29 protein-coding genes and 1 tRNA gene are annotated in these 25,909 nt (G+C 45.1%); 24 read left to right on the top strand and 6 right to left on the bottom strand.

The window, feature by feature from the left end; genetic code table 11:
* The first annotated feature begins 144 nt into the window (after positions 1-144).
* Genes FMR86_RS04860 through FMR86_RS04870 form a run of 3 tightly spaced genes read left to right on the top strand, consistent with a single transcriptional unit; the run spans position 145 to position 1,917 of the window.
* Positions 145-705 (top strand): hypothetical protein, encoded by a 561-nt coding sequence (locus FMR86_RS04860; protein ID WP_163349960.1) that lies wholly within the window; start codon positions 145-147, stop codon positions 703-705.
* A complete protein-coding gene (locus FMR86_RS04865) occupies positions 698-1,138 on the top strand; it encodes a hypothetical protein (RefSeq protein ID WP_163349961.1) in 441 nt (146 codons plus the stop codon). Before FMR86_RS04860 ends, FMR86_RS04865 begins: the two co-directional genes overlap by 8 nt.
* On the top strand, positions 1,138-1,917 hold the full coding sequence (locus FMR86_RS04870) for an ImmA/IrrE family metallo-endopeptidase (protein WP_163349962.1): 780 nt from the start codon (positions 1,138-1,140) through the stop codon (positions 1,915-1,917). Before FMR86_RS04865 ends, FMR86_RS04870 begins: the two co-directional genes overlap by 1 nt.
* 155 nt (positions 1,918-2,072) lie before the next feature.
* On the opposite strand, the gene FMR86_RS04875 is transcribed toward FMR86_RS04870, so the two are convergent.
* The 3 genes from FMR86_RS04875 to FMR86_RS04885 form a co-directional block, all read right to left on the bottom strand.
* A complete protein-coding gene (locus FMR86_RS04875) occupies positions 2,073-3,002 on the bottom strand; it encodes a nucleotidyl transferase AbiEii/AbiGii toxin family protein (RefSeq protein ID WP_163349963.1) in 930 nt (309 codons plus the stop codon).
* On the bottom strand, positions 2,999-3,778 hold the full coding sequence (locus FMR86_RS04880; protein ID WP_163349964.1) for a type IV toxin-antitoxin system AbiEi family antitoxin: 780 nt from the start codon (positions 3,776-3,778) through the stop codon (positions 2,999-3,001). Before FMR86_RS04880 ends, FMR86_RS04875 begins: the two co-directional genes overlap by 4 nt.
* A 155-nt stretch (positions 3,779-3,933) precedes the next feature.
* On the bottom strand, positions 3,934-4,557 hold the full coding sequence (locus FMR86_RS04885; RefSeq protein WP_163349965.1) for a leucine-rich repeat domain-containing protein: 624 nt from the start codon (positions 4,555-4,557) through the stop codon (positions 3,934-3,936).
* Positions 4,558-4,969: 412 nt separating this feature from the next.
* Here FMR86_RS04885 and FMR86_RS04890 point away from each other — a divergent pair, with 412 nt between their 5' ends.
* The 13 genes from FMR86_RS04890 (at position 4,970) to FMR86_RS04950 (ending at position 14,331) form a co-directional block, all read left to right on the top strand.
* Positions 4,970-5,218: a YkgJ family cysteine cluster protein gene (locus FMR86_RS04890; RefSeq protein ID WP_163349966.1), complete on the top strand. Its 249-nt coding sequence runs from the start codon at positions 4,970-4,972 to the stop codon at positions 5,216-5,218.
* A complete protein-coding gene (locus tag FMR86_RS04895; RefSeq protein WP_163349967.1) occupies positions 5,172-6,203 on the top strand; it encodes a radical SAM/SPASM domain-containing protein in 1,032 nt (343 codons plus the stop codon). Before FMR86_RS04890 ends, FMR86_RS04895 begins: the two co-directional genes overlap by 47 nt.
* Positions 6,204-6,213: 10 nt before the next feature.
* Positions 6,214-6,411 carry a hypothetical protein gene (locus FMR86_RS04900; RefSeq protein WP_163349968.1) on the top strand — a complete coding sequence of 66 codons (198 nt, stop codon included), beginning with the start codon at positions 6,214-6,216 and terminating at the stop codon, positions 6,409-6,411.
* Positions 6,404-6,610, top strand: coding sequence for a hypothetical protein (locus FMR86_RS04905; protein ID WP_163349969.1), 207 nt, complete (start codon positions 6,404-6,406; stop codon positions 6,608-6,610). Before FMR86_RS04900 ends, FMR86_RS04905 begins: the two co-directional genes overlap by 8 nt.
* A gap of 8 nt (positions 6,611-6,618) precedes the next feature.
* Positions 6,619-6,903 carry a PqqD family protein gene (locus tag FMR86_RS20810; protein ID WP_163349970.1) on the top strand — a complete coding sequence of 95 codons (285 nt, stop codon included), beginning with the start codon at positions 6,619-6,621 and terminating at the stop codon, positions 6,901-6,903.
* A 545-nt stretch (positions 6,904-7,448) separates the two neighbouring features.
* Positions 7,449-8,519 carry a hypothetical protein gene (locus tag FMR86_RS04915; protein WP_163349971.1) on the top strand — a complete coding sequence of 357 codons (1,071 nt, stop codon included), beginning with the start codon at positions 7,449-7,451 and terminating at the stop codon, positions 8,517-8,519.
* A gap of 336 nt (positions 8,520-8,855) precedes the next feature.
* Positions 8,856-9,824 carry a hypothetical protein gene (locus FMR86_RS04920; RefSeq protein WP_163349972.1) on the top strand — a complete coding sequence of 323 codons (969 nt, stop codon included), beginning with the start codon at positions 8,856-8,858 and terminating at the stop codon, positions 9,822-9,824.
* Positions 9,811-10,158 (top strand): hypothetical protein, encoded by a 348-nt coding sequence (locus FMR86_RS04925; RefSeq protein WP_163349973.1) that lies wholly within the window; start codon positions 9,811-9,813, stop codon positions 10,156-10,158. Before FMR86_RS04920 ends, FMR86_RS04925 begins: the two co-directional genes overlap by 14 nt.
* A 604-nt stretch (positions 10,159-10,762) precedes the next feature.
* On the top strand, positions 10,763-11,152 hold the full coding sequence (locus tag FMR86_RS04930; protein WP_163349974.1) for a hypothetical protein: 390 nt from the start codon (positions 10,763-10,765) through the stop codon (positions 11,150-11,152).
* A gap of 51 nt (positions 11,153-11,203) precedes the next feature.
* Positions 11,204-12,112 (top strand): hypothetical protein, encoded by a 909-nt coding sequence (locus FMR86_RS04935; RefSeq protein WP_163349975.1) that lies wholly within the window; start codon positions 11,204-11,206, stop codon positions 12,110-12,112.
* Positions 12,112-13,131: a type IV secretion system protein gene (locus FMR86_RS04940; RefSeq protein WP_163349976.1), complete on the top strand. Its 1,020-nt coding sequence runs from the start codon at positions 12,112-12,114 to the stop codon at positions 13,129-13,131. Before FMR86_RS04935 ends, FMR86_RS04940 begins: the two co-directional genes overlap by 1 nt.
* Before the next feature lie 5 nt (positions 13,132-13,136).
* A complete protein-coding gene (locus FMR86_RS04945) occupies positions 13,137-13,499 on the top strand; it encodes a ribbon-helix-helix protein, CopG family (protein WP_163349977.1) in 363 nt (120 codons plus the stop codon).
* Positions 13,500-13,782: 283 nt separating this feature from the next.
* Positions 13,783-14,331 carry a hypothetical protein gene (locus FMR86_RS04950; RefSeq protein WP_163349978.1) on the top strand — a complete coding sequence of 183 codons (549 nt, stop codon included), beginning with the start codon at positions 13,783-13,785 and terminating at the stop codon, positions 14,329-14,331.
* Positions 14,332-14,528: 197 nt separating this feature from the next.
* Here the strand turns inward: FMR86_RS04950 and FMR86_RS04955 are convergent, their stop codons facing one another.
* Positions 14,529-16,751 carry a hypothetical protein gene (locus FMR86_RS04955; protein ID WP_163349979.1) on the bottom strand — a complete coding sequence of 741 codons (2,223 nt, stop codon included), beginning with the start codon at positions 16,749-16,751 and terminating at the stop codon, positions 14,529-14,531.
* A gap of 88 nt (positions 16,752-16,839) precedes the next feature.
* A complete protein-coding gene (locus FMR86_RS04960) occupies positions 16,840-18,039 on the bottom strand; it encodes a site-specific integrase (RefSeq protein WP_163349980.1) in 1,200 nt (399 codons plus the stop codon).
* 120 nt (positions 18,040-18,159) lie between these two features.
* Here FMR86_RS04960 and FMR86_RS04965 point away from each other — a divergent pair.
* From FMR86_RS04965 to FMR86_RS20680, 7 genes are all read left to right on the top strand, one after another.
* Positions 18,160-18,250: transfer RNA gene (locus tag FMR86_RS04965), tRNA-OTHER, on the top strand.
* 221 nt (positions 18,251-18,471) lie between these two features.
* Complete coding sequence (locus FMR86_RS04970; RefSeq protein WP_163349981.1) at positions 18,472-18,795, top strand: cytochrome c; 324 nt, start codon at positions 18,472-18,474, stop codon at positions 18,793-18,795.
* Positions 18,796-18,877: 82 nt separating this feature from the next.
* Positions 18,878-21,088 (top strand): molybdopterin-dependent oxidoreductase, encoded by a 2,211-nt coding sequence (locus FMR86_RS04975; protein WP_203544786.1) that lies wholly within the window; start codon positions 18,878-18,880, stop codon positions 21,086-21,088.
* A complete protein-coding gene (locus FMR86_RS04980) occupies positions 21,085-21,840 on the top strand; it encodes a 4Fe-4S dicluster domain-containing protein (RefSeq protein WP_163349983.1) in 756 nt (251 codons plus the stop codon). Before FMR86_RS04975 ends, FMR86_RS04980 begins: the two co-directional genes overlap by 4 nt.
* Positions 21,840-22,559 (top strand): formate dehydrogenase subunit gamma, encoded by a 720-nt coding sequence (locus FMR86_RS04985; protein WP_163349984.1) that lies wholly within the window; start codon positions 21,840-21,842, stop codon positions 22,557-22,559. The genes FMR86_RS04980 and FMR86_RS04985 overlap by 1 nt, the downstream gene beginning before the upstream one ends.
* A gap of 138 nt (positions 22,560-22,697) precedes the next feature.
* The gene (locus tag FMR86_RS04990) at positions 22,698-23,810 is read left to right on the top strand and encodes a rhodanese-like domain-containing protein (RefSeq protein WP_163349985.1); all 1,113 of its coding nucleotides are present in this window, start codon (positions 22,698-22,700) and stop codon (positions 23,808-23,810) included.
* Positions 23,811-23,869: 59 nt separating this feature from the next.
* Positions 23,870-24,871 (top strand): rhodanese-like domain-containing protein, encoded by a 1,002-nt coding sequence (locus FMR86_RS20680; RefSeq protein WP_275406798.1) that lies wholly within the window; start codon positions 23,870-23,872, stop codon positions 24,869-24,871.
* On the opposite strand, the gene FMR86_RS05005 is transcribed toward FMR86_RS20680, so the two are convergent.
* On the bottom strand, positions 24,858-25,511 hold the full coding sequence (locus FMR86_RS05005; protein ID WP_163349988.1) for a molecular chaperone: 654 nt from the start codon (positions 25,509-25,511) through the stop codon (positions 24,858-24,860). The two genes, FMR86_RS20680 and FMR86_RS05005, sit on opposite strands and share 14 nt — an antisense overlap.
* A 48-nt stretch (positions 25,512-25,559) precedes the next feature.
* On the opposite strand from FMR86_RS05005, the gene FMR86_RS05010 reads away from it, so the two are divergent.
* Entirely contained in the window at positions 25,560-25,847 is a 288-nt protein-coding gene (locus FMR86_RS05010; protein ID WP_163349989.1) for a metal-sensitive transcriptional regulator, read from the top strand.
* Positions 25,848-25,909: the final 62 nt, after the last annotated feature.

Consider the following 25,909-nt stretch of genomic DNA (forward strand, 5'->3'; position numbering starts at 1 on the left):
CTATCTTTTATGCGCACAGAATGGCGAGTGCGGACAAAAAAAATAAAAATTTGTCCGCTACTCTTAAAATATGCGCATAGTTTATAAGAGAGTGCTAAAATTTAGGCACAACTTAGGTAACGAATACCTCGAGGATAGACACTAATGGATGATCCCAGAAAAAGACTTCAATACGTTAATGATTTTGAACAGGCTCTTAAAAGTCTAACCGCTGAAGATATAAAGGCGATTGATTTAGCTGCCTTCAAATTCGCTGAATCTGTTGCAATTTCTCCAGATTGGCTTGTTCGAGAAGCAATTAAACGGACAGTACGAGGAACACGCAAGTGGCCTCCAAAGAACGATATTTCGCTACGGGCTTTTTTATGTGGCGTGATGAAAAGTATAAAAAATGAAGTATGTAGCAATCTGCCCGGAGCTATAGAGTGTCATTACACACAGCTTAAATCTCATCCTGTACCCCCTGAAGAAGAAATAATTATAAAAGAGCGAGAAGCTTGGGCACAGCAAGTAATCGAGTCAGCCTTTGATCACTTTTCTAATGATGAAAATGTGTTGACGTACTTAATGGGTAAGGCAGAAGGGTTAACTGGCGAAGAAATTCGTAAACAAGAAGGCATGACGCAGAATCAATACAATGCTGCTCAGAAGAGACTGAGTAGATATCGTAATGCCAATTATCCAAGGGGGAACAGAAATGAGTAGCAGGGACATTTCATATCTCCAAGCACTTTGTAATATATCTGATGATTACTTGGACTATCTGGATAGTTTAAGTGATGAAGAAATACACGAAGAACATAATGATGTCTTCGGAGATAAATCTAATGAAAGAATTGAATCAATAACATCATTATTTAATGATGTTATATCCTTAGAAAAGAAAACATTGGTGTCATGTTTAGCAGAGGAAGAGACAACTAAGCCAATAGATCGTGCAATAGTTGGTAGTATTTTAAAAAAGTACGGAAGTTTAAAAGATTTTTTTGTTAAAGGTTTTTTAAATAATTCAAATATGCCTTCAAATATGACTTTGCAATATAGAAATATGACAGACATTACTAATGAAGACATCGAATTGTTAATTGAGACTTTATATGAACATGGGGAACTTCAAATCGAGGAAGATGATTCTTAATGCGTTTCACTAAACCATATGATTTTTTAAATTATTTTGGTGTATCCAAGCCGGAAGAGATTCGATTAAATGTTTTGTCTTTGGGATGTAATGCTAAAATAAAGCACAAAACGTTAACAGGGTGTGAAGCATATATTATTGGTGTTGGTGACAATGCCACAATATTTGTATCAAATGAAGTGGGCAGAGCTAGGCAAAGATTTTGTATTGGGCATGAGTTGGGACATTGGATGTTGGATCGAGGAACTCCGCGATTCAGCTGTACGGAAAAAGACATAGGTGGGCATAATATATTTCAAATGGGAGTTGAAGCAAGGGCTAATAGATATGCAGCTGATTTGTTGATGCCAGAGTTCTTGTTTAAGCCAGCGTGCTCTGACATGGATATGGATCTAAATTCTGTAAGAGAGTTGAGTCGTTTGTTTAGAACAAGTTTGATGGCTACTGCAATTAGATTTGTTAAATTTGGTTCCTATCCAGCTATTTTCGCATGGTATAACGGAAAGAATGGTGAGTTAATTCGCTTTGTGTCTTGCCCAGATCTCCCAGCATGGTTGCGTCCCAGCGACAATTTGCATCATGAAACATATGCTATGGAAATATTATGTGGTAAAATGGCTGATTCTGGAGGTCCTAAACCTGTGCAGGCTAGTTGCTGGTTTAACACGCGAAATGCTTATGAACATGATGTGCATGAACACTCCATAAAGGGATACGGGGATATGGTCTTAACTATGTTATGGTGGAAAGATGAATCAATGCTTGAAGAATTTCTTTAGCCGTAGTCGTATGTAGCAACTTGACCAAGTTGATGAAGATAAAATTTTCGGCAAATATCGTGAAAAACAGGCCCTAAATGGCTCCCTTGGATATTCCGGGGAGCCTGTTTTTTGGTACATTATCGTCGCGGGACTATGTAAGAGGAAATGGGGCCTTATTCCAAGCATTTCTCAAGCTTCCGAACAGCCTCAGCATGCTTCTTGGCGTTCTTCCTCAGCTTCTCAATATTATGCAGCTTCCAAAGCACGGCAGGAAGTTGAGCGGCGTGAGGGATTTCCAGAAGTTCCCATTCAGGATTTCCTTTTTTGACGGAGAGCAGGAATTGCTTGTCGTCATCGCTTAGGCCAGACTTGATTTCTTGGACCAACTGGGCGCGGGTGGCTTCCAGTTTTTCAAGGGCAACTTCAGTCTGTGTCATCCCACGGAATTCTTTTTCGTAGGCATCGGTTAAGGGTTGGAAATTGGGGGTCAGAATTTCCGACATTGGGCGATTGTGTCCCAGTAGGTAGACGAGAAATGCCTTTCGGATTTTCTCGGTCAGCCCTTCGGTGTCGAGAAGTTGGGCCACATCAAAAAGATCACGTGGATGTTGGCGATCCAGCGCAGCGCATATTTTCCCACCGTACAGATCATGAATGGAAAGGCGGCGTACCTCTGCTGCCATTTCAAAGCGGCGTTCAACTTCCGGCTGTAGGTCCGAATATTCTGTCTCATATACTGTGCCGCGAATGGTGGCATTGGGTTCAATCTTGACCATTACCCCATCGTGCTTGATTAAGACTTTGGGAGCGGCATTGTTTGGCGCGGTCAGATTTACTGCTGCGGTAGGCATGATTCTTTCCACCTGCTTCGCAAGTCTTTGCATGCTTTCTGAAATATCACGCAGGGCTGTCTTGCGGTCATTGATTGGGCAGTAAGCAAGGTCAATGTCTACGGACAGGCGTGGCAGGTTCCAAAGGAAGAAGTTCAGGGCCGTACCGCCTTTCAGGGCGAGGAATGCTGAACCGTCACCGTTGGGATGGTCATATTCAATCAGGGACAAGACACGCAGCAGGATGCGCACCTGCTTTTCGTATTTATTCAAAACAGTTCCTCTTCATTGTTCTTGGGGACGGTGATGTTGAATTCTTTATCCAGCATGCCGTTTTTTACTATTTCGCGTTTGCCGGAGCCTAATTGGATGCTGTCGCGTTTGATGCGGGAAAGCCAGCGGTGTCCGCTCTCTCTGGCAAGGTAAAGGAATAGCCTTTTGGCTTTGATGCTATTGCACTCTTCGAGTAGTGTTTGGAGAAGTGTGGGCCGTAAAGTACCGAGCCCTTGCATCAGTTGAAAAGCTTCATCGAAACTTACTTTTTGCGGTACGTGGTGCAGCAGTTCAAGTATGGCGCGTTCTGGGGAGGATATTTTTACCGTAAAAGTTCCAGCATAGTGTTCAGTGAAGCTGTCGGAAGGACTATCAGAAAATAGTGAGGTGGAAGTGAAGACTACTTTTTGTCCCCAATCGTATCTGGCAAACCATGCCGCCAGTTTTGTTTTGGGGGGAGCAAAAAGGAATATTTCACGCTTCTGTGCTGAGACGTAGTGGGTATAGCCCTGAAGCTCAAGAGCCGTTCTGCCCCCGGCATGGATGAATGGCTTGTCTTTTTGTTGCAAGCTATGCAGGCCACCGAGCCAAGTGGGCGTGTCATGCGATTTGGCATATGCGCCACGCCCAACGGAAACAAGCCAGCCTTGCTCCATGTATCCTTGGACAAGTGACTTGTTGATTTCCAGCTTCGCTAGCTCCTCGGAATTTTTTATGGTCCCGTTGGGCCACGCCAACATGAGTTGGTTTATTTTTGTTCCTCTTGTTTGGTCCATGCTGTACTAAATAGCTTTTATTTAAACTGTGAGCAAGTGTTTGGTTTAAAATTATGCTGATTAGCATGCTTATAGCGTTCTATCTGAGGTAAAATTAAACTAGTGATAGACTGCTTAATCTACAGTTATTAATGAAGGGAAGGAGCTTTGTACCTTTACTTAACGGAAATGGAATGACCATCTAAGCACAGGGTTTTCAACCTTCTCAAAGAGGATATTTTATCATCCTGTAGTTGAATCCATTCTAGGGCTGGCATTTTTTTACCGCATGGGGGATTCCCTTGGAAGACGTCCATACTCAGGTCCAATTCTTCTAGATTTTGTAATTCCGTGATGTTGTCAGGTAGGCCTGTGAGCGGATTGTTACTCAAGTTAAGTCTTTTCAATTGAGGCAGGTTGCATATCGGCTCAGGAAGAGTTGTAAATAAATTGTTTTTTATGTCCAACTCTTCAAGATTTGATAATTTCCCAAATGAAGGCGGTAGGTCTGATAATAAGTTCTTGTGTAGATGCAGTGTTTTAAGTTTGGTCAGTTTCCCGATTGAAGTGGGGAGGCTCGTTAAATTTATGCCAATAATTTTTAGTTCTTCAAGATCGCTGAGTTCACCAATTAAGTCCGGTAATTGTACTGGGGCGAAAATTGGTTCTTCCTTTAGCTCATAGCTGGAAATAGTTAGCGAGGTCTGTTTGCATATTTTGGCGGTTAAAATTTTATATAAAATAGTTCCGTTGATGAAGAATTTTACCTTGTTACCATATGGGTGTGCAGTTTTGGGCATTGTTTTTCTATATCACAGTTGAGATTGTGGCTGAAAGTAACGACCATTTTAACTGTTTTGCGTTCCAGATGTCGGAATATGGTTCTGTGTTTAGTTCATCGTCCATCTAAGGGTGGATTCCTTTTTATTTAAGAAAACCAGCCTCAGAGGCTTGTTTTAGGAAGTTATATTGTGTTGACTCGTTGTATGTTCGGGGAGTAATTATTGAGAAAATTCAAGCAAAGCTCAGAGAAAAAGTGTTGGAGTCGATAAAAAATTTTACTTGGTAGGATTGAAGTTTCAAAGGTTGGCAGTTCCTACTGTTATGGTGGAATATATTCAATAGTTATGCTTTGTAAAATTGTGGACTTGATGTCGAGGGGTTATGTCTTTTAGTTGCGTAAAATGTGGGAATTGTTGCAGATGTATAGATGTGGTTGATGGTTTAAAACACTTGCAAAATGGTAATGGGATTTGCATTCACCTCAAAGGTAATTTGTGCTCAATTTATGCAGATAGACCTAGCCTGTGCCGATATGGATCTGTAAGAGAAATGTATAAAGATATTCTCACCAACAATGAATTTGATGAATTATGTGAATTAATTTGTAATAAATTACAAAAGGGAAATTTTGATGAAGTTAGATCATGGGCTACTGAAGAAGATTCAGAGGCAGTTTAATTTTGAGTCCAAGTCTATATCTGAAGGTATTAAAAATAAAACCTATCCATCCTCCTATAACTTTCCTATAGGAATTCAGTTAGAATTAACTGAGAAATGTAATCTGTATTGTAAACATTGTTACAATGCTTCAGGAGGTGCTGTAAAAGAGGAATGTTTGAATGTTGACGATTGGAAAAGGGTTACGTCACGTATCATAGACGCAGGCGGCGTATTTCAGTGTATCATTTCGGGAGGTGAGCCTCTTCTTCTTGGGGATGATCTTATCGATATAATGAGTCCATTGCATGATGATGGGAGTGGTTTCATCTTGATTACTAATGGATATTTAGTAGATAGTGATTGGATTAATAGGTTAAAAGAATTTCGTTATTTCTGGGTTCAAGTCTCAATTGATGGGGTTTGTGAAAAGGTTCATGACGATTTCCGAGGAAAAAGAGGAAGCTGGGAAAAAGCTAAGAATGCAGCCCTTCTGTTTTCTGGGGCTGGATTTCCATTGCGCATTGCGCACACAGTTACTCCATATAATTTGAAAGATCTTACCTCGTTCATCAGGTTTGCATATCATTTAGGGGCATCCTCTGTTGTTTGTGGAGATGTGATGCTAAGTGGTCGTGCAAATTTGAATCAAGATTTATTATTATCGCGGAAAGAACTTTCTGAAATGTATGATCAAATTGAGCTATTGCAAGATGAGTATGCAGGAAGAATGGCTATATTGCCTAGTTCTCCACCGAGTTTAGATTTAGTTCTCAAAAGTTCAAAGCCTAATGGTAGTGTGATTATTCGTCCGAATGGGGATGTTCGGTTGGATTGCACTCTTCCTTTTGTTATCGGTAATGTGTTAGAGGATGATTTGCTTACGATATGGAATGATAAAGGCATTTCATGTTGGGAAAATGAGGATGTCGTAAAATATATCAGTGATAAACAAAACGGCATTCTGACACATGTTAACCATTGTGATAATGATTTTAGAATTTGAGGTTGGCCCTATGAATAAACAGAAATATGTTCCGCCAATAGTTTCGGCTGCGACCCCCCAGAATGGCCTCCCTACTTGTTTAGCCGTAGGGGCTGTTTCGGCGGTAGGAGCAGCTGCAGCTGTTGCTATCGGTAAAATGGTTGGTGACATTAATACATTTTCAAAGCAAGCATCTCTTAAACTTGTTGAGAAAACAAATTATGAGTAAAGAATATACGACTCCAACAATTCACTCTCAGAGTCAGCTAAATGCTGCCGCTCCTTTAGCTTTTTTCTCTGCTGCTACTGCCGCCGCCGCTGTTGTTGGGGCTGCAGCAGGCGCAGTTGCAACTTCTTTAGCTCTCGGGGATGATAATTGTCCCTCAAAAATGAAAACTTTACCTCCGATAAGGTGTAAAAATAGTTAAGGAAAGGTATGTTCACGTATTTTAAGGATCTAGTTCCACATCCAATATATCTTAAAAAAAGGTACGATGAGAGAACGTCATTCACCACGATTACAAATTTAGATTTGGAGATTTTTTTTCTAAATGAAACTAGCTCATTCTTTCTTAATTGTGTGGATTCATTAAAGACAATAAATTCTATAGTGGATTTATTTGTAGAAGAGTATGATGTCTCTAAAGATGTTGTTAGTAATGACATCATTGAATTAGTCCGAGATTTGCAGTGGAAAAAAATTATTGTTCTTAATGAATAGGTTTGTGCCTTTTGCGCTTGTTGGAAGTTTAAGATGCGCCGTAATATTTAAAGGTATGTACTGTGTGCAATTCCCAAACTAGTTTTAACCCTAACAGTATGGGGCATATATAGGAAGGCGGATGCTGCCATGTTATGTTCAAAAAAAACATCTTACGTTGTGTCCGCAAAGTGTCCGCAAATCTGCGTACAAAACTCGGTAGTTTTAGGTAGTTTTCGGCAGTTTTGGAAATGGGCTGAAATAGGGGGAGGGCTTATGAATCAAGGGATTAGGGGTGTTCCCGGCGCAAAATTTAATCTCCCGCCAGACAATTCGTAACCAGCAGGCCGTCGGTTCAATTCCGATCGTTGGCTCCATAATAAAATCAAGGGCTTACACTTCATGTGTAAGCCCTTTTGTTTTGTCTGAAATATGGTTTATCCCCGTTTTTGTCCCCTTTTCTGTTGTAAATTTCGTGTTTGTTGATTAATAATACGTTGTATTGCTAACGCGAATTCTAAATACAAAGAAAATATTAGCACTTTCCAAAGTAGTGTGGGGATAGAATGGATCATTATTTCGACATAGACCGACACCAAATGCCCGTTCATAAAGTGAAGCCTAATGAAATAGAAAAGTTTAGGTACTTCCGGGAGTTTTTAAAGCGTAGTAAGCGATATAAAAAACTATGTGATCTTGTGAACGAAACTAAGCGCACAGCTCCATTTGAAAATGAACTTATCCGGTCATGGTGTTGCTGTGGTAATGATTTAGAAAAACCTTATAGAGATTGGGTTTGGGAAAATATTTCTGAGGAAGTCCGTGAACAGCCATATAACCAAGAAATGTCTATAGATGAGGCTTTGGAGACTGTTTATGGTCTGTTTCAGGATGTTTTTAATGATCCTTTTGAAGATGTGATTCACCGAGTTAAGTTGTTTTATGAATTCTATGAAATTCGTGGAGTATATGGTGTCAGGGAATCGGTGATGGATTTGATTGGCACTGCCCAGCGTCATAATGGGAAGAAAGGACAGTTGGTTGATACATGGGAAGTGCAGTCTAACATTTCAAGATATTTGGATGCGACACAAGAGGGTGATGGTTACTGCTGGAATCCTTTACAAACCGCTTTCATAATAAATCCACATGTGTCTAAGGAAGTGATTTTAAAAGATTTCAAACATGTTTTGGACCGTGTGCATGTTGGCCCTGAAGGAAGGGCGTCCCAAGGGACAAAGCCTTTTTTTACTACTGGACAGATTCAGCTGAAATTTTATCAGAAATGTCTTGATGCATATGACGCACTTGCTTCTGCCGAAAATAAGGATGAAGCCGTTGAGAAGATGATGGGGACGAATAAAGAAAATGATGGGAAATATGATTCCCATGTTAGGACTTTTAATAAGCTTATTAGAGCAGCAGAGCGTTTTATTGAGGATGCTGAAAGTGGTGTGTTTCCTAGGTCGCTAACTGAGTCTAAAAGACCGCGATTCCGTAAGAAGTCTGCGCGAAAACAGCCAGAGTATTCTAAAATAAAGCACATAGTGAAAAGAAAGTGGGCAGAGAAAATGTTGTCTCGCATGGGGCCACCCAAAGAAATACTAGATGCACATAACTCGGAATTTAAAAAATAAAATTTTCCATTCCGTGATTCCAATCCTGTTTTTTGCCATACGATTTCAAACGCCCAACTTTTCACTTGTGATCACAGGGCATAACAAAAGGAAATCGTATGGCAGAAAATCAAATTTCCCTTGCCTATTTGGCAGACCAATTACCTCCCATCATTAGCCGTAGCCATGTTGGAAAACTTCTTGGCGGTGTCATTAACCCCAGAAGGCTTGCGAATCTTGATTGCATTGGCGAAGGCCCACCCCGATTTAAAATCAACGGTAGAGTTGTTTACCGAACCGAAGATCTACTTACGTGGTTAAGTTCTAGAAGTGCTGACGTTGAGCTGGGGGATACTCATGCCCCAAGGTAAGCTTAAAATTGTTGCTGCAAATGCCCCCGCTGATGCCCCTTCAAGTGTCAATGCATCCGCAATTGCCGCTGCGAATCGCGGTGCAATTGACGTGGCAAATAAAGCCTCACTGAAATCTGTTTTTACCAGTCTCACCAAGAATATGAATGTGGTTCTTTCGTTTCTGATCAAGGAATACGGGGTTGGTGCCTGCTTCAAAATAAGGTGTATTGATATACACTACGCAACAGGTGTTAGTGTTGATACTGTGCAGAGAATATTGACAAAATTTGCGTATGAAGGATTCCTGACTAAAAGGAGAATCCGGGACGGACGCTTTCAAGGGCTTGAGGTTAACTTGAAGCCAATCTGCAACCATTATCAGAATTTTATCCTGAATGAGGCGTCAGTTGCACCCGCAGCCGTGACGGGATTTCAGTCTAGTATAGTAAGTAGTATTAATAAATCTACCTACTCTGAAGAGGCTTTGAAGATTCTCGCGGTGACTGATGAAGATATTGCAGCTCAATATCCATTTCTTGCTGATGCAGGTTTTGGAAGCAGCCAGTTAAGTCAGATAGTAGAGCATCGGGAGAAGTATGATTTGCCATTAGCGGGACTGCTCGCGTCTCTTGAGTATGCTGAATACATGATTAAGACCAAACATTTTGAAAAGTACGGGAAGATTGTCTCTAACTACAATGCGTACTTTTTTACGGCTCTTAAGGACGGAGGGGCGATTTTAAGGCCCGATGGGTACAAAACTGTCACAGAGCGCGCCCTTGAAGAAGCTAGGACGGACAAGAAGCGGGAAATGGATGCTCAGTATCATTTGTGGCTGGAAGAGCTGTCTGCTGACGAGAAAAGAGAAATTCTTAAAACAAAAAAAATCGGCATTCCCGATGATGTCTTTTTAAAGAACTATTGGCGAAAGCACATTTATGAGCAGGAAGGAGGTAGCAATGCCAGAGCGTAAAAGCATCACCCTCTTCGTGGATCTGCCGGAACATCTACGCGACAAAGATATGATTAAGGAGTCCAGCGGGGCAATATATCACCTTTTTCAATTGTCCCACAAAACGCTGAATATTCCTGAATACCGGGACAAGGATTTGAAGACCACGCGTATCAAGCTTAGTCCTGCGACCCAAAGGTATTACGCTATTCTGCGCCCGCAGTTTGAGAGTGAACGGCATTTATTCATAACCGCCTTTACGATTCTCTCAAATATGCACAAAGAGGCGTGGAGAATTGAGCTCGATAAATATTATCGCTGGGAGAGGTGCTACTTTACAGAGGATGAATTCTAGTTGGTAGCTGAAAAGGAGTGTTTGGTACCTCAAAGCTCCTTTTTCCCTTTCACTAGCATATTCGCTTAAAAAGTAGCCCCTACGGTGTTTGGAGACTTCACTACGGCTGAAAGCAGGGTCGCTACAGGAAAAAAGATAGTCCCCACATGAAAAATCAGCATCCCCACATCAAAAAAAGGGACCCCCACGTTTTTTGGGTTTTCGGCTTTCTGTTTGTGTAAAGTGCTTTATTTCAGGTGTTTAGCTTCTCGTGTCTGGCTGCTTAGTGAAAAATAAACGAATTTGGCCCGTATGAACAGGTTAAATCGCACATATTTTGGCGTTTAAGTGTCTTGGCAGGATACGCATTTTGTATGACAAAATGCCTCGGCGTGGCCTCGCCCTGCTCTTGCTGGCGCAAGAGATGGGTTGCACCCCCCAGAGGGGCCCCCGCTTCCGCCTTCCCTAAAGGGGCCCGGCGGGAAAGGCACAACCATACGTTACACTTTCACTGAAAACGTAACTTATGGAGCTTTGAGGTACCAAATCTCGTGTCGAGATTTGGGCCTTGAAAAGACAGATCACAACGCCCCAAATATGAGCGCAACAAAATACAGGAGGAGTTATGGCTCTTTCATCACTGTGTGCTCTTTCATTCGAAGAGCTTCTTAAAAAGTTTTCAAATAGAACAACTGAGTTTGTCAGAATCCTTCATGCCCTTTGTCAGAGTCGAATGGGGCAGGATATGTATCATAAATCACTCATAGAATACGCAGAACTCCAAGAGCAATTGAAACAAATCAGGAGAAAACGCAGTAAACTTATAAGGGAATCCAAAGAACTCGATAGGAAGCTGGAAAAGCAACACGGAAAAGAGGGGGTTGCAGAATTGGACGCTCTAGCAAGTGATATTGTCAACAGAAATGGTGGCGAACCAACGGGAGCAGCTCTAGAAGAAGCTGTTGCAGAAATGAAAGCACTGTCCATGGATATTATCAGCAGAAGAAGTGCGTAATATCTGCCGGAAGAGTTCCGGCCTTCGAAAAATCCCTTACTGGAGGCGTTTATGATTTCTCTCAATATATGTGCAGTTTTCCCGAAAAATTACGTGGCTGCTGCTTGTTCTGCTTTTTTCGTTGTTTTGGTTTTTTACCCAGGGAGAGCGGCGGCCATGACGGTCAGTGACCCCGGTTCATATGGTTACTACGTTCAGCAGCTGCAAAAGGCACAGCAGCAGATTCAGGAACAGGCGAAGCAGTTTGAGGTGCTTACGAAGTCCTATGACATGCTTCAGGAGCAGTTCAAGGAGCTGCAAAATATCAAGGATCAGGTCAAAGGCTATTACGACCAAGGGAAAGCCTTTGTGGGCAAGATTCAGAGTATTAAAAGCCAGATTGAGGCCATCCCGTCCAGCGTTGTGGGGCGGGGCAAAGAAATTATGAGTTTGATTGATGAGATTGGAGATTTCACTGAAGCAGCAGATATGCTGGATGCTGTTTTCGGAGATCCACGGTCAGCAGATTATAACCCTTGGCAATCATTGGCACCAAAGTACCAGCTCCGGCAGCAGGGGCTGAAGGACACCATTGAAAAGTCTGAAAAGCTGCTTGCAGGAATGAAAGATCGGTTTGCGGCCTTGGAGGATCTCACTAATAAAATTGATTCCACAGAGAACATCAAAGAGGCTCAGGATCTGACGAATGTCTTTCTGGCTCAGATTATCAGCATACTCTCCGAGCAGCTGGCCTTAACTGCTCAGATCGGCGAAGCGCAGGCACTTATGAACTTCAGTGGCGTTAAAGATGATGAGTTGAGAAGGATGCAGGCCGAGAAAGCCGAAAAGAAGGCCAAGTATGAAGAAGCAAAAAGAAAGTATCTTGCTCCATACGAGCAAATGCAAAGCCAAGGGGTAGATCTAGAAAATCCTTCCGCTGATACGCTGATTCAAATCATTGAAATGGGCGGAGGTGTGTAATGGAACTGACACCACTTGCGACAAAGGTTTTAACCTTAACTCTTTCGTCTTTGAAGCATTACATGATTGAAATGCATTCAATGATGCTGGATTTTTCAGGCACGGCTACAGTCTTAACAGCTCTCTATATAATTTATGTCTGCGTTCAAGCAATGTTCGGCAAAATGTCTGGGGACAGATTGAAAGAACTTGCGTGGTCTATGCTGATATTGGTTGGTATTGTCTCGTGTTGTTTTAACGGATCTTTTTATGTTCAAGAGATTGTTTTCCCGTATATCACATGGATTATTAACACCTCTAGCTGGTTTGCCTCAAAAGGTAATGTTAGCAATTTTATAGGTATATTCAACCATTTGGATAATGGATTCGCTCTTGTTTACAACCAGTTAATGAACCAGATCCCAGACGGGAATTTAATGACAAATGCCGGAGAATATTTCCGGGCATGGACGGCAATTGTGGCATTCAGCTTAAGCTACGGGCTTATGTATATATGCTTTTTAGTGCTCATCATAATGTCATTGTTTGTCGTGTACGTGCTTTTTGTGATTGGAATTGTTTGTATATTTTTGTCTGCCTTCAAGGAGACAAGGCACATCTTCTGGGCTTGGTCGAAAGCAATTGCAAACTATTCAATGATGATGGTTTTCGCAGCAATCGTAATGAGCGTGGCCTACCAAGGCGTAGAATCATCTTTAAATCTTTACGCTAATGTCCTCGTTGAGCAGGGAGTTTTTAACGCTGAATTTGCGGCTTTAATTGTCTGGTCTCTCGTATGCTTTGGAATCCTGATGAAAGTTCCTGATCTGTCCTCTGCTTTAACTGGAGGAATCGCCACGGCATCAACTGGAGTCGGTGCCGTGGTTTCTCTCGCCGGAGCTGCCGCCCTCACTTCATTTGCCCGAGGTGGTGGATCTTCGTCTAGCTTCAGCTCAACAATAGGAGCCGGGGTATCTGGAGCCAGAGAAAGTTTTAATGATATATTAAATTCAAAGTGGATGAGACAAGCAGGAGAATAGAGACAATGAAAGAGAAAAGAGAGATATTCAGATTAGACGAAGAGCTGGCAAATCTTTTGGAAGATAAGGCCGCTGAAAAGGGACAGAATAAATCTGCTTTGATTCGAGATCTGGTGAAATCTGGTCTTTATGATTTGGATGAGGCAGCGATTGAACAATTAAAGCTGATCTTTAAAACGTTGATAGAACTTAAGAAGGGCTTTGGGCAGATCGGGGGCAACCTGAACCAGATTGCTTATCACCTAAACTCTGAAGGGAGGCTTGTTCCCGCAGAGTTGCAACAAAACCATGAAGAGCTTCAAGAGCTTTTCGCTGAAACGGTAAGCAGCGTAAATGAAGCGTTTAGAGAGATTCGAAAATTAATATGAGCCGAGTCTGATTTAAGTGTGGTCTTCCATTGCCGGCTTACCTGAGAACTCTTTTCAGGCGAGCCGGCTTTTTTTACGACTACCAAATTCACGTCAGAGTTTAAATCTAATATAACTCAATTATTAAAGCTGAGATTAAAAAAAGAAATTAGAGAATAGTGTTGAAAATATTGAACTTTTGTTTTTAGCCTACTTAAGTAGGCTTGTTGAAAGTCCGAGAGTAAACAAGTTTTAAAACTACCAAATTCACGTCAAAAAATTGAATAGAATGGGAAGGATTATCATGCCGGAGTACCGCTGGTCGCACTATTTAACGGCTCCATGGGAACTGCTTGACGAATGGTATCGAGCCGTCAAATTTGGAATACGCAATTTGTATCAATGGTTCCCCGTAATATGGTCTGATCGTCATTATACGTCTGATGGGCTGTTCAGGGTCATGCAGCACAAACTTGTGTTTATGCAGCGCGAGTTGAGGCGCAATTCTTACTATGTGGGAGCTGAACGGGATCTGCATACAATGCATGTCTGCGAAATACTTTTGGAGCGGTATTTAGCTCATAATTATGCTGATAAGTGCCGTGAGCGGCATAAAGAGAAATGGGGAGAGATGCGCAGTTTCTTTGAACCCTCATACGACAATTCAACTGGTGACGTTGAGCCGGATGCTTGTCGTTGGTTCACAGATTGGCCCAGAGCGACCAACCCGAAGTTGGAAGCAAAAGCTAAGAAAGAGTCGCGCAGGTGTCTTGAGCAGGAACGAGAACTTGCAGATCAGGACATTCAGTACTTGTTTAAGCTGTTGAGCAAGCATTATCGCAGTTGGGATTAAGAGCTAGTGAGGGCGCGAATATTCAGTCTTGCCAGCTTGATGAATGTAGCACCGCGTTAATGCTTGAGTGCAAGATTGGGATACCGCTTTTAGATTCGCTGCGCTCCAGCCTCCGGCCCCTTTGGGGGCCTATACTGGAATCAAAGATTTCAGTGTCTTTGTTAAAAGCATAGTTCTTATACAAAAGTTGAGTTGGTTTAATTTAATAAGCCTATGACCTCGCGTAAAAAGCGACTCCTCTTTTCTCGCTCTACACTGTTAAGTGCGGTTTTTATTTTTGAGCGAGAGTAGTCAAGACGCCCAACTGAAGAGGCTGCTTCAGATAAATACTGTTTCGCTGAATTAGTGATGTTGTCCGGAAATTTTTCATTAAGCAATATTACTTGTTCTTTGACTTTTTCATAGTACGCCTGATTGTCCGTAATAAGAGCTAAGGTGCAAATTCCAAGAATGCCCTCCCCTGCTATTTCCCAGCTTGTTTCATATTTTCCGGCTTTTTGGGTCCATGCATACAATGTCGCTGCAATTTTTTGAGAGAGTTTTTGGTTATTTATTTGTTGTGCGTATAAGCAGCAATAAAAAAGATGCTCGGTAAGATGGTTGCGGGCAAGATGTGAGTATACTTCATTGCTCTCCTCTGTGTGCATAAACACTCTAGAGAAGTTTTCAATTTCATTATTAAAATTTTCTAATAAATCGTCAGGAAAGTTTGGCGATTTTGTTATATGGATTAACCCCCTAATAATTGAAGTGGTCCATAGTATTAGGTCTATGCAAAATGGGAGTTTAGCGTTAGCAGCCAGATTAAATATTTTGATATGGTCAGCAGTTGTTGCTTCTAGCCATTGCAAAATATTAATAAAAACATATTCGTTGTTGGCGACTATTTGGCTTTCTGGATTTGCTATGTCTACAGAGAATTTAAGAAATGAATCCATAAAACCTTGAGGGTTCATGGGTGAGTATATGGCACTTAAGTAATTGCTATGATTTGTTGCAAATGGGTTGTCTGGAATGGTTGTTAAAATACAAGTTGATAACGTTAGCGTATGGTACGAAATTTGGGAGAATAGAAATGAAGTGTCTTCTTTACAGTTGTATAGGGCACTTAAAGAGAGTCTTGAAAATTGTTCGCTTGCAATTTGTATTACAGGTAGAGGGTTAGGTTTTTTAAGTCTTTTCATGCAGATATGGCAAAACCTATCCGCAAATTGAACAAGATCGTTGGGGCGTGCCTGTAGTGAATAGTAAATAGAAAGGTCTCCAAGTTCTCTAAGCCCATTCATAACAACATCATCCATTTCATGTGGAAGGACATTGTTTATTGAACTGTCTAAGTATCCACGGGCTAGGTTCGCGTGGGTTTTTAAGGCTATTTCTGAAGGGTACCTGATCGTGAGATATATTTGGGAAAGTGATTTTAATGTTTGTAAGCCTTGCTCTATGTGTCTTTCGTCTTTTTTAAATAGTCCTGATGCAATGTGTTTTCTTAGAAGTTCTAAAGTATGTCTTATGAAGCGGTCTTGGCTGTTGTCAGTATGAAAAAATGGGTTACTTGGAAAGAAGGTTGCACCTTTGGCTTCAACGTATTCAATGTTAATGAGTGCGATGCATTCGAGTGCCTTGCTGGATATTTCGTAGTCACCTCTTTCAGCATATTTATCTGCAAATGCAATAGCATGATTGCATGCTGTGACTGCTTCAGAGGTCCATAAAGAATTCATGTCGAAATAGGCTCTCAGTGGAATGTCGATTGCCGAATTGTCTTCAGCTAATGAAAAAATTGGCCTTGCTCTTTCGCTCCTTTTTTTCCAGATTCGGAATACTTTTTGAGTATTGCTTAGGATCATTTGAATTTGTTTAGATGGATTTACTAAGTAAAGTGCTCGTTTGTAGCCGCATAGAAAGAGAACAAAGATTGCAAGTGTTCCTACTGCTGAATTTGCTACAGCAAAATTCGTCCATGAGTGGTCAGGAATTAACGATAGCGCAGTGATTGAAAATGCTAGAAGAATTGCAGTGGTTAAATATGCAAGCAATTTTATGTCGGAGCTGAATCTATGAAAAAGGCCGTGAGGAAGTCTTTCGATATTTACTTGCATAGCAAACATCATAAACGAGAACGCTATTGCGGAAGATCCTATTAAGGCGCAGCCTAGTGATAGCAAAAGTTCTGTAATGCCTTTAAAGCTATTCTCAAAAAATGGGTGAGTCTGGATCTCAAATGTTGGCAAGAAAATAAAGGTCGACAGATAGCAAAGAACAAGAATTGCTGCAAAAAATCTTGATGAATATTTTTGTGTTTTTAAGCGGAGGCGATATTTAAACCAATACCACCTATTCCAAGCTCTTGCTTTCCAGAGCGCGAAATCAAATTTACTGCTTTCTTGCTTTTCTTCGTTTTCTAAATTTTCTGTCATAACTATGTCTGTTATATGTTAAGTATGTGCCATAGTTATAACAAGTTTGGTTTGTGGGCAACGGGTGCAGGGCTATGTGTAGATAGTTTTAAATCCCATATGAGCTTAAAGTTCTCTCCCATACCCCCATAACCTCCAACTTCTCAGCCAGATGTGAAGATCTGTCATAGTGCTTTTCGCCGACTTCCTGCTTGCCGTGGTTGAAATGGATGTTGAGCAAGTAGCTTGGTACTTGCTGGTCGGCGAGCATGGTTCTGACTGTTCGGCGCAGGTCGCGCGGGGTCCAGTGCTTCATGTCTACGCGCTTGCAGAATCTGGTTACGGCGCGGCCTAAGCTGGGGATCTCGCGCGGATCACTTGGACGGCCTGCATTGGGGAACAAGTGCAGATATTTTGATTTTCTGGATATGACTATCTCTTTTGCCCTTTCTGTGAGCGGAACAACGTGTTCACGGCCATTTTTGACTCTTTCGGCGGGGATAATCCAAAGATTTTCTTCAAGATCAAATTCAGTTCTTTTACACTCCAGAATTTCAAGCACGCGCTGACCGCCAGTAGCAATAATCAGCTTGATTGCTGGCTGGTTGCACTCGTGCCAGACGATTTTAAGCTCTTCAGGTGTAAGAACTCGTTCACCGACCTTTTCAGCCTTTGAATCTTTGGGAATAGCGGCAACGGGGTTGTTGCTGATGTCGAAAGTGATTTCCTGCGCCGCGCGGGTGTAGTCGTGTTCGCGGACAATTCCATAACTGAAAGCACTATGCAGGTAACCCCGGAGGTGTGAGGCCATGGACGGGCCGCGCTTATAGGTTTCCTTCAAAAGAGCCTGTATATGCTTCGGTGTAATGTGCTTGGCTTTTACGTCCCGGCCTAGAAAGTTTACCGCGGCATACTTGCCAGTGAGAAGGGCGCGTTGAACCTCTTTCCATGACTTCTTACCCTTGCCCTTGAGATCGGCAACGTAAGCGTTGAAAAGCTGGTCTATGGAGCCTTTGAGGGATTCTTCAAGCTCGGCTTGAATCTGGGCTTCTTTTTCATGTCTGAGGCGAAAATTGGTTTCCCCGGCACGGGCCTTTGCTTTCAGCTCCTTAGCTTTTTCGATGGCCATCTTTTCAGATATACCGTTTGAGGCCCAGCCGTAGCCCTCTTCAACACGCTTGCCGTTCACCTGAAACCGAATGGCGTAATATCTGTCAGCCATGATTCCATGCTTGCGGGTTTCGTGTGTGCGGTAGCGTACACCGCAGTTCTTGCCGAACTCATCCTTAACGCTGCTCCACTTTGCCATTTTCACTTCCTTTAAATGGGGACTGTCCCCGTTTTCTGTCCCCACTTATGATGTGACGTGTGGGGATGAAATGTGCGGTAGAGTGAATTTTGTATCAGAATTAATCCTTTTAAACAAATGGCTAACGTGATGCGATGGTAAGCTGTGTGAAAACTCTCGGTAAAGATTCGTAACCAGCAGGCCGTCGGTTCAATTCCGATCGTTGGCTCCATGAAAAAGTTAAGCCTCACAGTGTGTTATCGCATTGTGAGGCTTTTTTAATGAGCATTTTTAAGATTGATTAATCAAATATGTTTTATTGCGACTTATTGTTGACACCTATACCCCGTATGGGTATATTGAGGTCAAAGAGTTGGGTAAAAAACTTCTCTTACGCTTTTAAAAAGTGTGGTGAGATGTTATGGGTTAAGAAAATAATTTTGGAGGTTTGTAATGAATCGCAAGGTAATCTGTATTCTGGGTTGTGTCCTGATGGTCCTGGCCATGGCCAGCATGGCTACTGCTTTTGGCGGCGGTAACGCCCGAAAAGGTAAGTTTTTGTATCGCAAGCACTGCCGCTCCTGTCATGGAGCTACAGCATCTGATTTGAGCCCCAGCACCAAGACTCAGGCTGAGTGGACTGAGATTTTCTCCGATACTTCCAAGATAAAGTGTTCCCCTGATTGGAAGAACGTTAAGGAAAAGGATATCAACGATATTTTCACCTATCTGCATGACTACGCCAAGGATTCCCCGTCCCCGGCAAAGTGCAGCTAGTACTTATCTGTATAGTTATTTCGCGCGGCGGGAGGTCTAGTCCCGCCGCACTTCAATCTTAACTCCTTTCCACTTGATCAACATGGAGGTGGAAGTGGCTAAAGACAAGACCAGGCTTTCCCGCCGTGACTTTTTTAAGGCCTCCGGGATGCTGGCCGCTGCCGCAGCCGGGAGTGCTCCCGTACTGGGCGGATTGCAAGCAGCGTCCGCGCAGGTCACTACAACTTCAGGCAACTGGGAGTCCGCTTTCTCTGCCTGTGATATGTGCTTCAATAAGTGCGGTTGCATCGCCCGTGTTCAGGACGGTGTAATCAAGAAGCTCGATCCCAACCCCAAATTTCTCAAGTCCAGAGGTATGCTTTGCGCCCGTGGTAATGCGGGTGTTGCTCAGATGTATGACCCCGACCGTCTCAAGCACCCCCTGCTTCGCAAGGGAGAGCGCGGCGAGGGCAAGTGGCAGCGCATTCCGTGGGATGAGGCCATCGACCTGATGGTTGAGAAGATGCAGGACATCCGCAAGAGGTATACCCCCTGCGGGCATCTCTTTTCTGCCGGGGCTGATTTGCAATCCAAGTTTGTGGGCCGTTTTGCCGAAGTCTACGGTTCATACAACGTTACTTCCCACGAATCTCTCTGTCTCTTGAGCGGAAGCCGTGCCTTTCTCGATACCTATGGCGAAGTTCCTTTCGCTGATGTGCTTAACAGCAAGTACATCATTATGGCCGGGGCCAACCGTTTTGAGGCATTGGTCACTCCGGATTCCATCGACCTGATGACTGCCATGCAGAAGGGCAGCAAGCTTGTGGTGCTTGACCCGCGTTATACCAAGACCGCCGCGCTGGCCGACGAATGGTACGCCATCCGTCCGGGTACGGATATGGTCTTCATGCTCGCACTGGCTCACGTCATTATTAATGAAGAGCTTTACGACAAGAAGTGGATTGCCGAGAAGACCTACGGCATTGAGCAGCTTCGCGAACATGTGCAGAAGTATGATCCGCGTTTTGCCGCTGAAGAATGCGGCATTCCGGCGCAGGACATCGCTCGCATCGCCCGCGAGCTTGCTGCTGCCGCTCCGGCGTCCATGATCTATCCGGGCCGCCGTACTTCCGATTATAAAAATTCCACCCAGATCCGGCGCAGCTTCGCCATTGTGAATGGGCTGCTCGGTAACTGGGACCAGCCCGGCGGACTTCTTGCCGCCCGTGAAGTGGGCCTCAAGGGCGTTCCTTACGATGCCCCGTGGTATGACGATAACCCGGATGACCGCATCGATGCCCACAAGGTGCCCATGATGTTCGAGCATGACGGCTCTTTCGTCATCACCCGTGACGCGGTGCTGGAAGGCAAGCCGTACCCCATTAAGGGCTGGTTTGTTTACAAGACCAATCCCATGGGAACCGCTCCCAACCGGGCCAAGACCATGGAAATGTGCAAGTCCATGGAGTTCATGACCGTTGTGGACATCGCCATGAGCGACACCGCATGGATGGCCGATCTCGTACTGCCCGCACCCAGTTATCTGGAACGGCAGGACCCGGCTTCCGGTTTGCAGGGGTCCGTGGCCTGTGCCTGCGTTGTACAGCGTGATCCGGTTGTTCCGGCACTTTATGAATCCCGCCCGGTCTTTGATGTTCTCAAGGACGTGGCCGGAAAGCTGGAGCTTGGCGAATACTTTGATTTCACCATTGAAGAATACCGCAAGAAGCAGCTCCGTGAACTGCCCGGTGCGGAAGCAGCTTTTAAGAAAGACGGCGTCTACTACAATCCCAGTAAGGTCTACGGAATTTACGAGGACCGGGTTTACAAGACCCTCAGTAAAAAGGTTGAATTCTACAACCAGCGTTACGCAAAGATGGGCGTGGACCCCATGCCTGTCTACACTCCTCCGGCCAAGCCGCCCAAGAACAGGTTTCGCATGGTCATCGGGCGCAGTGCTTCCGTTACCCAGACCTCGTCCCAGAATAACGCTGTGCTGCACCAGATCACCGGACCCAACACCCTCTGGTTGAACACCAAGGCCGCGGAAAAGCTGGGCATCAAGCCCGGTGATATGGTTGAAGTTTCAAGTTCCGTGGGCAAGGGTGAACTTAAGGTCGAGATTACCGACGGTATTGTTGAGGATACCGTGTACATGCTTTCCGGTTTCGGCCCCCTGTCGCCGCAACTGAGTCTTATCTTCGGCGAAGGAGCCAGTATGGCTGCGGTGCTTGAGGAAGGTTATGATGAAATCTGCGGTAATGCGGCCATGCATGAAACATTCGTTTCCGTAACAAGGAAGGTGGCCTCATGAGTAAGACTGTACAACTCGCAATGGTCATCGATTCGTCAAAGTGCATAGACTGCAAGGGCTGCATGGCCTCCTGCAAGGTTGCCAATGACGTGCCCGAAGGGCAGTGGCGCAACTGGATCAAGGCTTCGGTGCCGGATTTCGTATCCGGCAGGCCGAGGACCCATTTCCAGCCCGGCGGCTGCATGCATTGCGACAATCCCACCTGTGTTCAGGCCTGTCCCACCGGGGCAACATTTAAGGATAAGACTGACGGTACCGTTCGCATCGACACTGCTTTGTGCATCGGGTGCGGCAACTGTATGCCCGCCTGCCCGTATGATGCCCGGTTCCGTAACGAAATTACCCGCAAGGCTGACAAGTGCGATTTCTGCGCCGACCGCCGTGCGCAGGGATTGCTTCCGGCCTGTGTGGACACCTGTCCCACCAAGGCCCGCGTTTTCGGCGACATCAATGATCCCGATTCTGAAGCCTACAGACTGCTTCAGGAAAACAAGGGCAAGCTGGTCAGGGTGATTAATGCCAAGTCGGACACCAAACCGAACATGATCTATCTCGGCGAAACCGCTCCGCTGGAATGGCCTGTGGAAGCAAGAATGCCTTCATCTATGGACGTGCTGACCACTATGGTCAACCCGTTGGTCAAGACTGTGGTAGGACTTTCCGGGCTGGGTGTGGCGGTCATGCTGGGCCGTCAGCTTCTGGTGGGTTCCGATGATCATGACGACTCCCAAAGCAAGGGAGGTGATGTGTAATGACTCAGAGACAATACAAGCGGCATGACCGCTCGGACATTTTTATTCACTGGTTCAATGCGGTCTGCTGGTTTCTGTTGCTGGTTACCGGGCTGGGCCTTTTCGGCAACCCGGAAATTGATCCGCTGGGGTCCGGTTATCCGGCTTTCATGCGCTCACTGGTGGGCGGTGGCGGCAACCTGCTGACCATCCACGTAACCCTCGGTTTTATCTGGGCAGGCGGATTGCTGCTCTACATGCTGATCAATCTCAAGGGAGCTATCTTTTTCCTGAAGGAAGTCTTCATGGTTGATCCGGCGCGGGACATTATCTGGATGATCCGCAAGATGATCCTCATGACCGCAGGTCCCAAGCTGCTGGGAAAAAATTCCGAACTGCCCGACCAGGGCTACTACAACATGGGCCAGAAGGCATTCGCCCAAGCCTCTGTTGTGGGCGGAATCGTGATCGTCATCACCGGGATCATCATGTTCCTGTCCGACCGTACCCTCGGCCCGGAGCATATGGCTCTGGTCAGCTGGTCCATTACCCTGCATTACCTCGCTGTGGGGCTGGTTTTCGCAGGTCTGCTGGTTCACATCTACATGGCGGCAATTTCACCGGAAGAAAAGCCGGGATTCCGTTCCATGTTTACCGGGCATGTACCGGAAGATTATGCCAAGCATCACCACAAGCTCTGGTACGACAAGGTAAAAGATAACCCGTCGTCCGAGGTGTAACGCAAGATTAAACAAACAAAACGGCGAAGCCCTAATAAAAGTTTTTGAAGAGTCCAGAGAAACTTGTTTCAAAAAGTTTCTTTGGACCCCGAAGGGCCGCCGGAGGCATTTCTAATAAAAGCAAAAAGGGAGAATCACATGAGGAAAATGCAGTTTTTCAAGGCAGTGGTACTGGTATTGTGTGTGGCGTTCATCGCCGCACCTGCCATGGCTAAGGATGTTGTTCCCAAGAGCAAGATGCAGGACTGGATGTACAAGGACATGGTCGATACCGACTTTGTTGCCAAGTACGCCAAGATGCCCAAACCTGAAGGCGTGATGATCATCGACTCCCGTCCTTACATGGGCAAGCACGTGCTCGGTTATATTCCCACTTCAGTTTCCATCCCGGATTCCAAGTTTGACAAGATGATCGACAAGCTGCCCAAGGACAAAAACACCCTGCTCATTTTTTATTGTCAGGGTCTGAAGTGCAAGCTGAGTCATAAGTCCGCCAAGAAGGCTGTGAAGCTCGGTTATACAAACGTCAAGGTATACCCTTGGGGCTACCCCGGTTGGATGAAGTCCGGCCGTTACGGTTCCATCGGTCTTGAGCCTATTCACGACATGATGGCTAAGGGCGAGCCTTACATGCTCATCGATGCTCGTCCGACCAAGAAGTTTCTGGCCGGTTCCATTCCTTCCGCAATCTCCATCCCCGACTCCAAGTGGGGCAAGCGCACCGGACTGCTGCCAGCTGACAAGCGCAACACCAAGCTCATCTACTTCTGCGGCGGTTACAAGTGCAAGCTGAGCCACAAGTCCGCAATCAGGGCCATGGGCATCGGTTATAAGGATGTACATGTTGCTGAAGCCGGATACCCCGGCTGGAAGAAACTTTACGGCGCATCCGGTGCTGTTGAAGTTAAGTCCGGTGGCGAAGAAGGCTCCATCGATATCGCGCAGTTCAAGAAGATTGTAGCTGAAAATCCCGGTTCCATTTTGCTCATCGATGTACGTGATGCGGATGAATACGCGCAGGGTCATATCCCCAGTGCAGTGAATATGCCTGTTGATATGCTGGAGAAGAAGATCAAGAGCCTCTCCGCAGACAAGCCTATCGTATATCTTTGTACTACCGGCGCACGCAGTGGTGAAGCTTACTACATGACTCTGGATATGCGTCCCGACATCAAGGAAGTTTATTACCTTGAAGCGGAAGTGGACTTCCACAAGGACGGTACCTACACCATCCATACTCCCAAGAAGTAATTGAATAACAAACAGGGGCCGGAATCAGAATTCCGGCTCCTGAATTCAGCGGAGCAGCCATGGCCGGATCCAGAACTGTACTGACAACGGCAATTGTCCCGTTTATTTTGTGCCTGATGATTTTTTGCGGATCGGCACAGGCGACAGACGGTTTGCCCTCGTGGTGGCCTGATGCCCGGAATGAGGCGGATCATTACGGTTATGGACTTCTGGATGAAAAAGGGGTGGCTGAAAAGCTGAAGAGCGATCCGTTTGCATTGCTGCTCGATGTGCGGGCCGGATATGAATACAAAGACGGTCATATCCCCGAAGCCCTGAACATGGAGTTTGATCTCAGCGAAGAGCAATATATTTCAGAGGAAAAAGAAAAGAAATTCCGGAAACTGCTGGGGCCGAATTTAGAGCGGACAGTAATCATTTATTGTCGCAGTTTCAGGTGACTGCGCAGTGCCATTGCGGCGCGCCGGGCTGCGCGTCTTGGTTATACAAATGTATATCGCTATGCCGCTGGATGGTTCGGTTGGGTGGAGAGCCATCCTCCACCGAAACAGGTTGCGGAACTCAGGAGTTACCCGGATATGAATTTTTCCTTCGGCGGCAACGTTGAAGAACGGAAATATCTTGGATTGCAGGCCGGTCAGAGCAAGTTGAATCTGGCCTCGCTTAATGGGAAATATTTTTTGATTCTGCTGGTTGAGGAAGGTCATGCTGAGAATTCTCAGGCGGTAGAGAGTGTGGACGGGGCCCGTAAAGAACTGGAATGCTGTACCCCGGACATGTTTTACCTCACCGTGGGGTTAGGCATGAACCGCCGTGAGGCGATGCGCTTTCATAAAATGAACAAAGCTGGATTTCCCATGCTTGCAGATCCTCTGGAGCAGAGTGCTGTGTTGCGGGATGGATTGGAACTTCCTGCGGTGTTTATGCTTCAGAAAGAAGCGCAGGGTTTTGCAGAGGTATTCTCCTGCAATGACCTTGTCTCCGGTCCGGCACCGTTGGTCAAAAGGATCAACGATGCCTTGAGCGGAAAGCCGGGACGAAAATGCGTTAGACGGAAGTGACTTCTTCCAGCAGCGCAATAAGCAGTTCCGCTGCGGCAGGATAGAATTCCATAGTTTCGGCGGATGAAATTCTGTCTCTGAATTCACGGACCCAGATTAGTTTTTCATCGGCGAAGGCACGGGCTGTTCTCAGTGCTTCAGCATCGCCGCCGCCCCAGCCGTTGGCCAGCTGCACATAGAGGTATTCCAGCTCGATGCAGAGGTGGTCCATTGGTTCGGATGCCTGTTCTCCGGTCGGCTCAAGACCTGCTTCAGCAAGAAGCTTACGCATGGCAAGGTGCGGTTTGCCCATGACTTTGCCGGAACCGGGTTCGTAGCAGGATTCATAAAGCGGGGCGACGATGCCTTCGCGGCTGTTGATGAACAGTCGAACGTATTCGGATTCAAGGTCGGTGCAAAATGTTTCGGTTATATCCGGGCAGGAATCTTCAAGGTCTTTCAACGGTTTTGAAAGGGATTGCAGTGATTCTGATGAAAGTGTAGCCAGTGCGGGCAGCCCTTCATCCAGAAGAGCGGCGCATTCTTCGGGGTTTATGCCCCGAAAGATGATGGCGCACAGTTCAATGCAATTGAGCAGGCAGATCTGGTCAGGATTTTCCGCTTCGGACGTTGGGGTGTTGGTGTTTTTATCAGTCATCATGCAATTCTACTTAATCTCTCACACACATACAAGATGAAGGAGCACATTATGCCCGAAAGAGAAGTCGAACAGGAAAGAATTAAAAATGATGTCCTCAAGCGCATGAAGCGTATTGAGGGGCAGATCAGGGGAATTCAGGGAATGATTGAGGCAGGCAAGGAATGCGGCGATATCCTTACACAGGTGAAGGCCGCCCGGTCCGCCTTGAAATCATCCAGCAAACTGATCATGAAGCGTTACATGCTTAAATGCTATGCTGAAGCCCTAGAGAAAGGCGATGATCCGGTGGAAGCCATGGATAAGTTTGTTAAAGTGCTGACAAATTATATGGAATAATATCAGAGGCGGACAGTCGTTCAGTGCCCTAAAATAACGCAGGTCAATTGACTCAAGAAACG

This window comes from Desulfovibrio sp. JC010 (genome assembly GCF_010470675.1).
Taxonomy (GTDB): Bacteria; Desulfobacterota; Desulfovibrionia; order Desulfovibrionales; family Desulfovibrionaceae; genus Maridesulfovibrio.

What these genes read in the sequence shown, in the direction of transcription:
- FMR86_RS04860 (WP_163349960.1), top strand. Translation starts at nt 145, where the DNA reads ATGGATGATCCCAGAAAAAGACTTCAATACGTTAATGATTTTGAACAG.
- FMR86_RS04865 (WP_163349961.1), top strand. Translation starts at nt 698, where the DNA reads ATGAGTAGCAGGGACATTTCATATCTCCAAGCACTTTGTAATATATCT.
- FMR86_RS04870 (WP_163349962.1), top strand. Translation starts at nt 1,138, where the DNA reads ATGCGTTTCACTAAACCATATGATTTTTTAAATTATTTTGGTGTATCC.
- FMR86_RS04880 (WP_163349964.1), bottom strand. Translation starts at nt 3,778, where the DNA reads ATGGACCAAACAAGAGGAACAAAAATAAACCAACTCATGTTGGCGTGG.
- FMR86_RS04885 (WP_163349965.1), bottom strand. Translation starts at nt 4,557, where the DNA reads ATGCCCAAAACTGCACACCCATATGGTAACAAGGTAAAATTCTTCATC.
- FMR86_RS04895 (WP_163349967.1), top strand. Translation starts at nt 5,172, where the DNA reads ATGAAGTTAGATCATGGGCTACTGAAGAAGATTCAGAGGCAGTTTAAT.
- FMR86_RS04900 (WP_163349968.1), top strand. Translation starts at nt 6,214, where the DNA reads ATGAATAAACAGAAATATGTTCCGCCAATAGTTTCGGCTGCGACCCCC.
- FMR86_RS04905 (WP_163349969.1), top strand. Translation starts at nt 6,404, where the DNA reads ATGAGTAAAGAATATACGACTCCAACAATTCACTCTCAGAGTCAGCTA.
- FMR86_RS20810 (WP_163349970.1), top strand. Translation starts at nt 6,619, where the DNA reads ATGTTCACGTATTTTAAGGATCTAGTTCCACATCCAATATATCTTAAA.
- FMR86_RS04915 (WP_163349971.1), top strand. Translation starts at nt 7,449, where the DNA reads ATGGATCATTATTTCGACATAGACCGACACCAAATGCCCGTTCATAAA.
- FMR86_RS04920 (WP_163349972.1), top strand. Translation starts at nt 8,856, where the DNA reads ATGCCCCAAGGTAAGCTTAAAATTGTTGCTGCAAATGCCCCCGCTGAT.
- FMR86_RS04925 (WP_163349973.1), top strand. Translation starts at nt 9,811, where the DNA reads ATGCCAGAGCGTAAAAGCATCACCCTCTTCGTGGATCTGCCGGAACAT.
- FMR86_RS04930 (WP_163349974.1), top strand. Translation starts at nt 10,763, where the DNA reads ATGGCTCTTTCATCACTGTGTGCTCTTTCATTCGAAGAGCTTCTTAAA.
- FMR86_RS04935 (WP_163349975.1), top strand. Translation starts at nt 11,204, where the DNA reads ATGATTTCTCTCAATATATGTGCAGTTTTCCCGAAAAATTACGTGGCT.
- FMR86_RS04940 (WP_163349976.1), top strand. Translation starts at nt 12,112, where the DNA reads ATGGAACTGACACCACTTGCGACAAAGGTTTTAACCTTAACTCTTTCG.
- FMR86_RS04945 (WP_163349977.1), top strand. Translation starts at nt 13,137, where the DNA reads ATGAAAGAGAAAAGAGAGATATTCAGATTAGACGAAGAGCTGGCAAAT.
- FMR86_RS04950 (WP_163349978.1), top strand. Translation starts at nt 13,783, where the DNA reads ATGCCGGAGTACCGCTGGTCGCACTATTTAACGGCTCCATGGGAACTG.
- FMR86_RS04955 (WP_163349979.1), bottom strand. Translation starts at nt 16,751, where the DNA reads ATGACAGAAAATTTAGAAAACGAAGAAAAGCAAGAAAGCAGTAAATTT.
- FMR86_RS04960 (WP_163349980.1), bottom strand. Translation starts at nt 18,039, where the DNA reads ATGGCAAAGTGGAGCAGCGTTAAGGATGAGTTCGGCAAGAACTGCGGT.
- FMR86_RS04970 (WP_163349981.1), top strand. Translation starts at nt 18,472, where the DNA reads ATGAATCGCAAGGTAATCTGTATTCTGGGTTGTGTCCTGATGGTCCTG.
- FMR86_RS04975 (WP_203544786.1), top strand. Translation starts at nt 18,878, where the DNA reads ATGGAGGTGGAAGTGGCTAAAGACAAGACCAGGCTTTCCCGCCGTGAC.
- FMR86_RS04980 (WP_163349983.1), top strand. Translation starts at nt 21,085, where the DNA reads ATGAGTAAGACTGTACAACTCGCAATGGTCATCGATTCGTCAAAGTGC.
- FMR86_RS04985 (WP_163349984.1), top strand. Translation starts at nt 21,840, where the DNA reads ATGACTCAGAGACAATACAAGCGGCATGACCGCTCGGACATTTTTATT.
- FMR86_RS04990 (WP_163349985.1), top strand. Translation starts at nt 22,698, where the DNA reads ATGAGGAAAATGCAGTTTTTCAAGGCAGTGGTACTGGTATTGTGTGTG.
- FMR86_RS05005 (WP_163349988.1), bottom strand. Translation starts at nt 25,511, where the DNA reads ATGATGACTGATAAAAACACCAACACCCCAACGTCCGAAGCGGAAAAT.
- FMR86_RS05010 (WP_163349989.1), top strand. Translation starts at nt 25,560, where the DNA reads ATGCCCGAAAGAGAAGTCGAACAGGAAAGAATTAAAAATGATGTCCTC.